The organism is Sinomonas sp. G460-2 (assembly GCF_047759905.1).
Taxonomy (GTDB): Bacteria; Actinomycetota; Actinomycetes; order Actinomycetales; family Micrococcaceae; genus Sinomonas.
In genome coordinates, this window is sequence record NZ_JBKZWT010000583.1 from 1 (window position 1) to 498 (window position 498).

A 498-nucleotide genomic window follows, 5' to 3' on the forward strand; every position below is an offset into this window, starting at 1 on the left:
GCGTGCCACCTCGCTCTTGCAGGCGAAGGGCACGCTCGGCCTCATCGCCACGAACACCGTGGCGCAGGGCGACTCCCGCGAGGTCGGCTTGGACGCGATGGTCGCCAACGGATTCACGATCACCCGCGCGATCCAGAGCCGATCGTGGCCAGCAGCCAGCGCGAACCTGGAGTACGCCGCAGTCTGGGGAACTATTGGCGAGGTGAGCGCCGGCGTCCCTCGAGTCTCGGACGGTATTGCCGTCAGGAGCATCAGCACGCTGCTCGAACCGGCTGGCCGAGTCGACGGGATGCCGGTCCGGCTGGCTGAGAATTCCGGCATCGCCTTCATAGGCTGCTACGTCCTCGGCATGGGGTTCGTGTTGGACCCGGAGGAGGCGCAAGAGTGGATTGCCGCCGATGCCCGCAACGCTGAGGTGCTCTTCCCATACCTGAACGGAGAGGACCTCAACCAGCGCTCGGACGCGTCGCCCTCGCGATGGGTTATCGACTTCAACGA

The 498-nt window shown here is 65.9% G+C and carries 1 pseudogene; it reads left to right on the forward strand.

The window, feature by feature from the left end:
* Positions 1 to 498 (forward strand): annotated as a pseudogene (locus ACLN58_RS22595) (SAM-dependent DNA methyltransferase); the annotation flags it as partial.